The 9,011-nt window shown below is 66.9% G+C and carries 10 protein-coding genes and 1 pseudogene; 4 read left to right on the top strand and 7 right to left on the bottom strand.

Going from position 1 to position 9,011, the window contains the following annotated elements:
* Together AB0I10_RS39190 and AB0I10_RS39195 are read left to right on the top strand one after the other, a co-directional pair.
* Positions 1 to 432, top strand: a 432-nt coding sequence (locus AB0I10_RS39190; protein WP_363157529.1) for a LysR family transcriptional regulator substrate-binding protein, incomplete at its 5' end; no start/stop codon positions are given.
* A gap of 614 nt (positions 433 to 1,046) precedes the next feature.
* Positions 1,047 to 1,838 carry a methyltransferase domain-containing protein gene (locus AB0I10_RS39195; RefSeq protein WP_363157530.1) on the top strand — a complete coding sequence of 264 codons (792 nt, stop codon included), beginning with the start codon at positions 1,047 to 1,049 and terminating at the stop codon, positions 1,836 to 1,838.
* Here AB0I10_RS39195 and AB0I10_RS39200 read toward each other — a convergent pair.
* Positions 1,839 to 2,084 (bottom strand): annotated as a pseudogene (locus AB0I10_RS39200) (ATP-binding protein); the annotation flags it as partial.
* Between the two features lie 305 nt (positions 2,085 to 2,389).
* On the opposite strand from AB0I10_RS39200, the gene AB0I10_RS39205 reads away from it, so the two are divergent.
* A complete protein-coding gene (locus AB0I10_RS39205; RefSeq protein ID WP_363157531.1) occupies positions 2,390 to 2,521 on the top strand; it encodes a protease inhibitor I9 family protein in 132 nt (43 codons plus the stop codon).
* 3 nt (positions 2,522 to 2,524) lie between these two features.
* Positions 2,525 to 3,085 (top strand): S8 family serine peptidase, encoded by a 561-nt coding sequence (locus tag AB0I10_RS39210; protein WP_363157532.1) that lies wholly within the window; start codon positions 2,525 to 2,527, stop codon positions 3,083 to 3,085.
* A 299-nt stretch (positions 3,086 to 3,384) separates the two neighbouring features.
* On the opposite strand, the gene AB0I10_RS39215 is transcribed toward AB0I10_RS39210, so the two are convergent.
* The 6 genes from AB0I10_RS39215 to AB0I10_RS39240 all read right to left on the bottom strand — a co-directional run bounded on the left by AB0I10_RS39215 (position 3,385) and on the right by AB0I10_RS39240 (position 7,363).
* Positions 3,385 to 3,873: a hypothetical protein gene (locus tag AB0I10_RS39215; protein WP_363157533.1), complete on the bottom strand. Its 489-nt coding sequence runs from the start codon at positions 3,871 to 3,873 to the stop codon at positions 3,385 to 3,387.
* 380 nt (positions 3,874 to 4,253) lie between these two features.
* A complete protein-coding gene (locus AB0I10_RS39220; RefSeq protein WP_363157534.1) occupies positions 4,254 to 4,583 on the bottom strand; it encodes a hypothetical protein in 330 nt (109 codons plus the stop codon).
* Positions 4,583 to 4,999: a hypothetical protein gene (locus AB0I10_RS39225; protein ID WP_363157535.1), complete on the bottom strand. Its 417-nt coding sequence runs from the start codon at positions 4,997 to 4,999 to the stop codon at positions 4,583 to 4,585. Before AB0I10_RS39225 ends, AB0I10_RS39220 begins: the two co-directional genes overlap by 1 nt.
* Before the next feature lie 111 nt (positions 5,000 to 5,110).
* Positions 5,111 to 5,584 (bottom strand): aldo/keto reductase, encoded by a 474-nt coding sequence (locus AB0I10_RS39230; RefSeq protein ID WP_363157536.1) that lies wholly within the window; start codon positions 5,582 to 5,584, stop codon positions 5,111 to 5,113.
* A complete protein-coding gene (locus AB0I10_RS39235; RefSeq protein ID WP_363157537.1) occupies positions 5,581 to 5,775 on the bottom strand; it encodes a hypothetical protein in 195 nt (64 codons plus the stop codon). The genes AB0I10_RS39230 and AB0I10_RS39235 overlap by 4 nt, the downstream gene beginning before the upstream one ends.
* A gap of 646 nt (positions 5,776 to 6,421) precedes the next feature.
* Positions 6,422 to 7,363, bottom strand: coding sequence for a hypothetical protein (locus AB0I10_RS39240; RefSeq protein WP_363157538.1), 942 nt, complete (start codon positions 7,361 to 7,363; stop codon positions 6,422 to 6,424).
* Positions 7,364 to 9,011: the final 1,648 nt, after the last annotated feature.

Genomic DNA, 9,011 nt, shown 5'->3' on the forward strand with positions numbered 1-9,011 from the left:
GTCCTGGTCGACGAACCCCTGGTCGCAGCCGTCGCCTCGAACGACCCCGCCCTCACGCCCCCTGACCGCACAAGCATTCCGGTCGCCGAGCTCCGCGATCGCCCACTGATCAGCCTGCCACGTGGCACAGGCATCCGTGGAGTACTCGACCGTGCGTGCGCGCAGGCCGGGTTCCAGCCCCGCATCGCCTTCGAGGCAGCCGCTCCACTGTTCCTTGCGCAGCTCGCCGCCCGCGGTCTCGGCGTGGCGGTGGTTCCGGCCCTGCCCGCTGGCGCGGCGTCAGCCTTCGGGCTACGGACGCTGGAGATCACCGAGCCGCGGCTACGCGGCCGGGTCGCTCTGACCTGGCGGACAGACGGTCCCTCCAGCCCCGCGGCCACTGTCTTCTTGGACCTGCTGCGTACAACCCTCACCGCGCCAGGGACCGACTAACCGGTCAAGTCAAACAGCGGGTGACAATAGCAGCACGCCATGACCGCAGATGGCCAAGACAGTTTCTCAATTCTCTGTCCCCTCGTTGTCATCGTCGAGTTCGACCGCGTGCGGGGCGCGCACTGGCCGCAGGCCGCCGCCCGCCAGGCCGCTGTCTCCAATGGCAGTGGACACATAGGCTGACCGGCTGTGACTGGCCATGAACATCAGTGGATCCACACCGGGATCCGCCCGAGGCAAGCAGTTCGCTGCCGAGTGACAGGGCATCGAGGACACTTCGGCGTGGACGTCTCTTTGATCGATCCCGCCTCCGATACTGAAGCCTCATCGATTTCGTGAACCTCACCGATTTGGTGAACCTCACCGATGGCAATGATGCCCAAGTCGGGCGGCAAACTGCGCCGTGGCTTCGTTGATTTCCTGGAGCAGCGTTTGTTGATGGGTTTGGGCGGCACTTCTTGATCTTGAGGAGCTGAGATGTCGATGAGTTTTGACGGCGCGTGGAGCCGGGAGCTGATGGCGCCGGCCCCGGGCTTCTGCTCCTGGTTTCAGCCGGTAGCGATCTCGCGGTGTGAGCCTGTCTCCCGGGCCCGCGCTTGGGCAAGGTGGACGCTATGACTATGGGGTTCAGCGGTGACGTTGCCGAGTACTACGCGAAGTTCAGGCGCGGTTATCCACCTCAGGTGCTCGATGCGCTGCAAACAGCCTTCACGCTGACCACCGACGACCTGGTGCTCGACCTCGGGTGTGGCACGGGCCAGCTGACCATCCCGCTCGCCCGGCGGGTCCGTTCGGTCATCGGTATGGATCCTGAGCCGGACATGCTCCGCCTCGCGAGGGAAGAAGCCTCACGACAGGGAGTGCAGAACACGACGTGGGTCCTGGGCGCCGACACCGATGTTCCCGTGTTCGGAGACCTGCTGGGGCAGCGGTCGTTGGCGATGGCGGTCATCGGACAGGCACTCCATTGGATGCAGCACGAGGAGCTTTTCCGTGCCCTCTCGCCCCTGGTCCGCTCCGGAGGTGGTGTCGCTGTGGTCGCCAACGGGACACCCCTGTGGTTGCAGGACAGTGATTGGTCACGCTCACTGCGAGCCTGCCTGGAAGACTATTTCGGCACGAAGCTGAAGGCGTCCTGCGGCACCGGCGCATCAGACCGGCTTCGTTATGCGCAGGCACTGGAGGCGGCCGGTTTCGAAGGGGTGCGGGAGATCGTGATCGAATACAGCGATGAACTGAGCTTCGACCAGCTCATCGGCAGGGTCTACTCTGCTATCCCCGCAGATGAGCTACCCGCAGCGGACGACCGGCCGGCGTTCGCAGAGGGAATCCGGCAGGGGCTCCCGCCGGATCAGTACTTCACTGAAGACGTCGCAGTCTCCGTGCTCGTGGGTCGGATGAGGTAGTCAGCTAACCGACGCTTCGGCTCGTGCTCGGGTGCTGGCGAGGCGGTAGGAGTCGGTGCCCGTTTCGATGATGGTGCCGTTGAAGGTAAGACGGTCAACGATGGCCGCGCAGAGCCGGGGGCCGGTGAAGGTCTTGGTCCAGCCGCCGAAGGACTCGTTGGAGGCGATGGCGACGCTGTTCTTCTCCTCGCGCTCGGTGAGGACCTGGAAGAGGAGTTCGGCTCCGTGGCGGTCGAGTTCCATATGTTGGGTCGGGGACGGGACGCCGTGCACCGTTTCTGGTGCCGGTTTTCCCGTCCCCGCCCGCCGAACCGGACGTGCCCGTTGGCCGAGCATCCGGCTCTCCACGTGATCCGCTGGATCAGGCGAGGTATTCGCTGACCTGGCCGACGAAGGCCACATGTCGTGGTTAACAGCCTCTCGTCGAAGGTCATAGCGGGCCGGTACATCGTGGTCTTCAAGGACAAGTCACTGGCCGCCGACGCGGTGACAAGCAGGCCGCGCGGATCGCCCGGGCACACGGCGGACAGATCCAGCACACCTACGGCTCGGTGATCAAGGGCTACGCCGCCGAGATGTCTGACGAGCAGGCCCGCCTGACAGCCGCCGATCCGGAGGTGGCATACGTAGATCAGGACGCCGAGCAGGAGATGTCCGCGTCTCAGCCCGCCCCGCCGTCCTGAGGCTTGGACCGCAACGACCAGCGCAGCCGGCCGCTCGACATGAACTACAGCTACCCCAACACGGCGAGCAACGTGACCGCGTACCTGGTCGACAGTGGTATCCGGGTCTCGCACACCCAGTTCCAGGGCCGGGCCGAGGTGGGCGTGGACGAAGTGGGTGACGGGCGCAACGGACGGGACTGCCTCGGGCACGGCACGCATGTGGCCGGGACGATAGGCGGCAAGGACTACGGCGTGGCCAAGCGCGTCAAGCTCGTCGCCGTTCGGGTCACGGACTGCCACGACTCCGCGAGCAAATCGGCGATCATCGCGGCCGCCGACTGGATCACGGCGCACGCGGTCAAGCCGGCCGTGGTCAATATGAGCATTAACGGGCTGGTGAGCAGGAGCGAGGAGGAAGCGATCGAGAAGTCCATCGCGTCCGCCATCACCTGGGTCGTCTCTTCCGGGAACGCCGGTGCCGATGCCTGCAAGAATTCCCCGGGCGATATCGCCCGAGCGACAGTGGTGAACAATGCGAACTCCGGCGACAATCGATGCCCCAGGCCGTGGTACGCCCGCTGACCCCACGCAAGATCGAAGTCCCGCTACGAACGGGCCCGCCTCGCCGCTGGCGCCCTGACCACCTGGGTCCAGGCGTTACGCCGCTCACAACGGCTGGGCTTCCGGCTTCGCCGCGCCCGAGTCCGTACCGCACCGAGGTCCATGCCGGGCTGGCCGGCGGCGAACAAGAGCAGGAGACCGACGCCGTCACGGTGGAGCAGACCCGACGAGTGATCGAGGCCGTCGCCAAGATGACCACCAGCTCTGGGGCGGCATGCGCGAACGCGCTGTTGCCCATGTGACCCGTACGCGGGGGCCTTTCAGGATTCGTCGGCTGCGGTGTCGCGGTTGGACGGGCGAGCTTTTCTGCGCTGGTACACCACCACGCCGCACACCGCGAGGAGAAGGCCGGCGACCGCGGACACGCCGAGCACCGTCTCCTCGGCGAACAGCCTGGCCAGCAGTTCCAGTGCGCCGATCCCGACCGTCGCGTAGGCCAGTGCCCAGCCCGCTCCCCCCAGGAACAGCGCCGGGAGATAGCGGGGCAGGGGCATGCGCATACTCCCCGCGAGGAAATTGGCAGCGGTCTGGAAACCGACGGTCAGGAAGGAGACGGCCACAACCGGTGCGCCCCACCGCTGGATCGCCTGTTCGGCGCTCCGGAACTTGGCAGACGAGATCCGCATCCGCTTCGCGAGCCTGCCGCGTCTGGTGCCGGCCCCAGCAAGCCATCCGAGGGCGAATGTCCCTCCGGCTCGTAGCAGGACGATGACGTAGAGACCGGCGGCCGTGAGCGCGACCTTATCCACGACGCCTCGCTCTCGAAGCCTGGCCTCCGTCGTGGAGCGCTTCTCCCGTCACCCGGGTTCGCGGTTCTTGCCGAAGCGGGCTCACAACGGGCAGGAAGCTGGTCTCCATACCTCACCTGATCTACTTTTCTGCTGGTCGGTCCCTGCGTTTATGCTCGGGCGACGCTGTCTCCAAGCGCGCAGAGTACCGCTAAGGGAACAAACGTGCTCTCCTTCTTCGGTCATCTCGGCTGACGGACATCTCCGTCGCTGCCGCCGGCAGTGGCACGTTGCAGGCAATCTCCCCACTGAAAGGGCTTGCGGGACGCGAGATATCGATGGCGTCTGCTTCCTCTTGCCCCGTCCGGCCGTGTCGGGCCCTTTCCTGCCGTGCCGGCGGTTCAGGCGGTGAGACCGGCCTGGCGCAACAGCCTCAGCCAGTCGTCGTACTCCACCATCTCGTCGTCGACCAGCGCGATCCGTGCGTATGCCGCAGTGGCCAGTCGCTCCAGGAAGAATGCCTCCAGTCCCTGAGCCAGGCGCTCGAAGCGCTCCGCCTCGAACCACTCGCGGTGCTCGTCCGGGATGTCGAGGGCGCTGTCGCCCGCGCGGTCTAGGTAGACCGGCGTGTGCTGAGGGTTGGCCGAAACGCCGGTGCCCGTGACGTGTGTGACGCCCGGGCTGTCGGCGCGGGCTCGGTGCGCCGACACGTACCGGGCCCGCTCGGCCATCACTCTGGGATGAGATCTGGTGGTGCGGAGGGACGCACCACGTCCCCTTCGATGTAGGCCATCTCACCCGTGGCGAGGGCCTGTAGCCCGACCAGGAGCCGCAGCCGCCCCTTCGCCGGAAGACCGTCGACGACGCTCATGGTGGGCGGTACGCGTACATCTGCCCGCGGGTCGCGGTAGATGAGGTGCCCGACATCCTCGCGGGTCATCGGCTCAGTCGTCGCCAGTACGTGCGTGATGACCTTCCTGCGCCGCGTCTGCACCCAGGCCAGAACGTCCGGAGCGCCACGAAGAACGTCCTGGGAGGCCTGTTGTGGGGTCTGGCCGCCTTGTATGGCCCCGGTGGGCATCATGATGCTGCCGAGGAGGTCAGTGACGACCAGCGTGTCTGCCCCCACCGGGACGAGAAAGGACACCCCGATGATTGGCGGCCGCCAGTTTTCGTACGGGACCGCCTTCCGAGCAGGAGCAGGATCGGTGCTGCGCGCAGCGGGAATGACGGGAGCTGTAATCGTGGGCATCAGGCTTCACCTGCCACAGCGGCGACGAGTTGTTCGAGGTGCTGCGGCTGACGGGTGCTGGGGATTGGAGCGACGTGGTTGCCGAGTCTGAGCAGCCAGTGCAGAGGGGCGAGGACTCCGTGTGCACGGGCCAGGGTGCCGGCGTCGAACGGGCCGGTACGCGGGGTGGCCGTGCGGCGCCCACACGATCGGGGCGGGGCGGAGCATGCCGACCTTTGCGGCAATCAGCACGTGTTCTGGGTACGGGTAGAGGGCTTCGCGGACCAGGTGCTCGACGGTGTGGGGGCCGTAGGCGTCTGCGGTGTCGATGTGCGTGATCCTGTAGGTGTGCACGACCTGCCGGAGCACGCTGATCGCGCTGTCGCGGTCGGTCGGGTCGCCCCAGATGCCGGGGCCGGTCAGGCGCATGGTGCCGAACCCGAGTCGGGAGACGGACTTCCCGGCGATGGTGATGGTGCCCGCAGGCGGCGTGGTGGTCATACGACGGCCTTCTGAAGACAAAGCTCAAGGGCGCGCTGGACGGCCCGCGTCTGGCTGTTGCAGTCACTGGTGACCCGGTAGTGCGGGATCGCGTCGTCGGCGAGGAGGCCGTGAACGTGCTGGTTCACCAGGAGCCGGTAGCGGGCGTCGTAGTCGTGACTCTCGTCGACCGGCACGGACTCATCGAGCACGGTCGCTAGGAGCAGGTCGTATTTCGGCAACTGCGTTGATGCCAGGAGCCGCAGACGCTCGCTCTTCAGCCGATCACAACGCGCGCGGCGGTACTCAAGCGCCGCGTAAGAGCTTTTGTCCCGGCGAGCGTGTTTGGTTGGGCTGGGTTCTTGCCTGCATTGGATAGGCGCTGATGCCACGCGGTTGCGTCGGATGGGACTGCCTGGGGGGCCGTGCTGCTTGGCAGGTTCAATGCGTGGATGGACGATTCTTTGTGGGGCAGGCTCCCGGCCGAGGCGCAAGCAGAAGTGGACCGCCTCGTTTCCGTGGGCCACAGCGTGCGACTTCTCACCCCGATGTCATTTATGGCTCTCACTTGGATGTCTTCAATCTCCTATGGCCACAGTGCAGATCTTGTGACACCTGGTGAGACTCAGTGGTGACATCGAATGAGAAGTGCCAGCGCGCCTAAATGAGAAGTCCTTAGGGGAGTGCTGTCTAAGCGGGAGACCTTCCGTAAGCGTCATCGGGTTCGGGGGTGTGGGTGCCTCCAGTTCGATGAGGCTGCGAGGCATAGCCCGAAGGACCCCCACGTGCGTGGGGATGACCGGGCCTGAACTGCGGCTCTGCAAGTGCCGCCGAACGTTTTTACTCACTTTGCATTGTTTATCGTAGTCCCCGTTCAGAGGCCGACTTCCGGTATGCATGGATTCGTTGGCATGGTTGGCCGGATTTGATTGTGGCTGGTGATCGGTGGGCGATTGTCGTGAGGCGGGGCTGAGGCAACGGGGCATCGCCGTGTGGGGGAGTGGGGGCGTCCGCCAGGGCCTGTGGGTCCGCGTGCACGAGGAAGCCACTGTCCTGGAGGAGGTCGTCCAGGCGCCCGGCGTCGAGAGCGTGCTGGGCGGTGTGCCGCCACAGGTAGGGGGTAGCCAGATGCCACAGCCTCCGGCCCGCACCGTCACGGGGCACACTGTTCAGGAGCTGCTCGTAGAGTCGTTCCGCGGCGCGGAGATGCCATAGCTTGTGACCGGCACCGTCACGGGGCCCACCACCGTCCAGGATCCGCCCTTCCGCGGGGCGGAGTTCCTCCCGGCCGACGATGGGGTCCTGTCGCGGTGGCCGGTTGTGGGGCGGGTTGTGCCGGAGCCATTCAGCAAGACCTTCATGGAAGAGCCGGTAGAGGGTGGTGCCGTCCTCGTCCACGTCGCGGCGCAGGTAGAAGCGCGCCTCGTGGTCCAAGAGCGTGTAAATCTCCTGAAGGGGGAGGGGGCTGTCGTGGGTAGGGACGGTGGTGAAGGCCGCGGCAGTGTGGGCGAGGACGCGTTCGGGCATCCCCTGGCCCTGAGCGAAGGCGAGAGCGGTCAGCACGGTGTGCAGGAGGGGCTGGCCGGTGTGGCGTCGAAGGTCCAGTTCCATGAGTGCGGGCAGGCCGCGCGGGACGGCCTGGCCCAGTTCGGCGGCCGCTTCGGGGGTCTCGCGAGGCTCCTCGGCAGCCAGGAGGTAGTGCACATAGAGACCTGCGGTCAGGAACTCGCCCCACTGGAGGGCCCCGATCTCCCCGGCCGAGCCGTCCGAGAGCCAGGAGGCTGCGGAACCGCCCGTCATCACGTGTGCCGACGAGCAGCCGCAGCCCGCTTCCCGGCTTCTGTGCACGCTGCGCGAGCGGGAGCACAAGCGCGACCGTGATGTTCTGGGGCCGGACCGCCTCGTCGAGCGCGTCGACGATCACGGTGACCAGGCGTCCGTCACCGGGCAGCAGGCCCAGCAGATGATCCACCGGGTTCGCGGCGGACCCTTCACGCTCCCCGTCAGGCTCGGACAACCGGCTGCCGGGATCACTGATGTGCCGTAGCTGGCGGGCGAGCGAAGCGATGATCTGGTCGCCGCCCAGACGGCGCGCATGGACCACCACGATCCGGTCGTTCTCCCCCGGAGCCCGATCGCCCAGACCGCGCCACAAAGGCTTGGTGTGCCGGCGCAGTGCCGGGTGCGCGGCGCAGACCAGGACGCCCAGCAGGGCCGACTTCCCAGCACCGGGCTTGCCGGTGACGACGCGCAAGCCCGGCGCGGCTGCCTCGTCGTCGAGCCAGCCGGACAGGTCATGCAGTTCCTCGGCGCGGCCGGAGAAGTAGCCCTCGTCCCAGTCGCGGTCCACCGGCTCGGCACCGCCGGCACGCCGCATGAAGTGCTGCGGGTCCGCGGCCCAGTCCGCCAGCCGGGCGATCTCGCCGGGCAGCCCAGCGACCGTACCGCTGCCCGCACTGAGGGCTGGATCGAAGCAGGGGTTGGGGAAGAACGGGAGATGGGAAAGGTCGGCGTGGCCGGGAACAAGGCTGGTGAGGACCGTCTGCGGCAGACCTCCGTCCCGCGCGGTCAGGTCGTTGACCGTACGTTCGATCTCCTGCCACACGGTGCTCGGTGGGATGTACCGCACGGAGGGATCAAAGCGGACTTCGCGGTCCCGGTACTTCCCGAGGACTCCCACCAGGGCCCGGCTCAACCGGTAACCGAACGCCTGGTCCTTGGGACCGGTGGCCGCCAGCACCCACGCCCTGCGCTTGGCGACGTCCATCCGCGCATGCCAGGACGTCACAGCGACCTCCCCGGCATAACAGACGTCGAGGACGAACAGCGTCACCGGCCGATGCCGCTCCGGATGGTCCTCGATCCGGTCGATCCAGGCTCCCACCGGCCGGCTCAGACGTTCCCCGTTACTGTCCAGGACGTACAGCTTCTCACTGCTACCCTCGGCCACTTCACCGTGACCGACGATGTGCACCACCAGCACATCGACGTCCTCGGCGACCAAAGCCCGCTCGACCACGTCCCCATAGTCAGCCGCCCCCTCCGGCACCACAGCCGAGTACGGCACGTACCGAAACTCCCGCAGGGTCTCCGCGACCCTCCGGGCGTGATCGGGAGCCTTCTCCAAAAGGTCCAGGCCGAGCCTTGGCGAATCACCGTCCTCGGTGCGCGCCAACGCGATACCCAAAGACAGCACCGCATGCCGCCCCACCTCGTCCACTTTCTGGCCCGCCCCTTCGCCCGTCCGTCTCGACGCCCAGGCACTGAAGATAGGCATATCGCGCCGTTCTGGTCAGCGCGTCTCCGACATTGGGGCTCGGGGTGGTGGTGACGGGGCTGCTGAATCTGCGGTGCCCCGGGGGGTCGGCCGAGAGCTGAGCGGGACCGGCCGCGCCCGGTACGGCAGCAGAGCCCCGGTACGGCAGCAGGGCCCGGACCGCGCGTCGCG

Source organism: Streptomyces sp. NPDC050636 (assembly GCF_040654775.1).
Lineage (GTDB): Bacteria > Actinomycetota > Actinomycetes > Streptomycetales > Streptomycetaceae > Streptomyces.

What these genes read in the sequence shown, in the direction of transcription:
- AB0I10_RS39240 (WP_363157538.1), bottom strand. Translation starts at nt 7,363, where the DNA reads ATGACGGGCGGTTCCGCAGCCTCCTGGCTCTCGGACGGCTCGGCCGGG.
- AB0I10_RS39220 (WP_363157534.1), bottom strand. Translation starts at nt 4,583, where the DNA reads ATGGCCGAGCGGGCCCGGTACGTGTCGGCGCACCGAGCCCGCGCCGAC.
- AB0I10_RS39230 (WP_363157536.1), bottom strand. Translation starts at nt 5,584, where the DNA reads ATGACCACCACGCCGCCTGCGGGCACCATCACCATCGCCGGGAAGTCC.
- AB0I10_RS39195 (WP_363157530.1), top strand. Translation starts at nt 1,047, where the DNA reads ATGACTATGGGGTTCAGCGGTGACGTTGCCGAGTACTACGCGAAGTTC.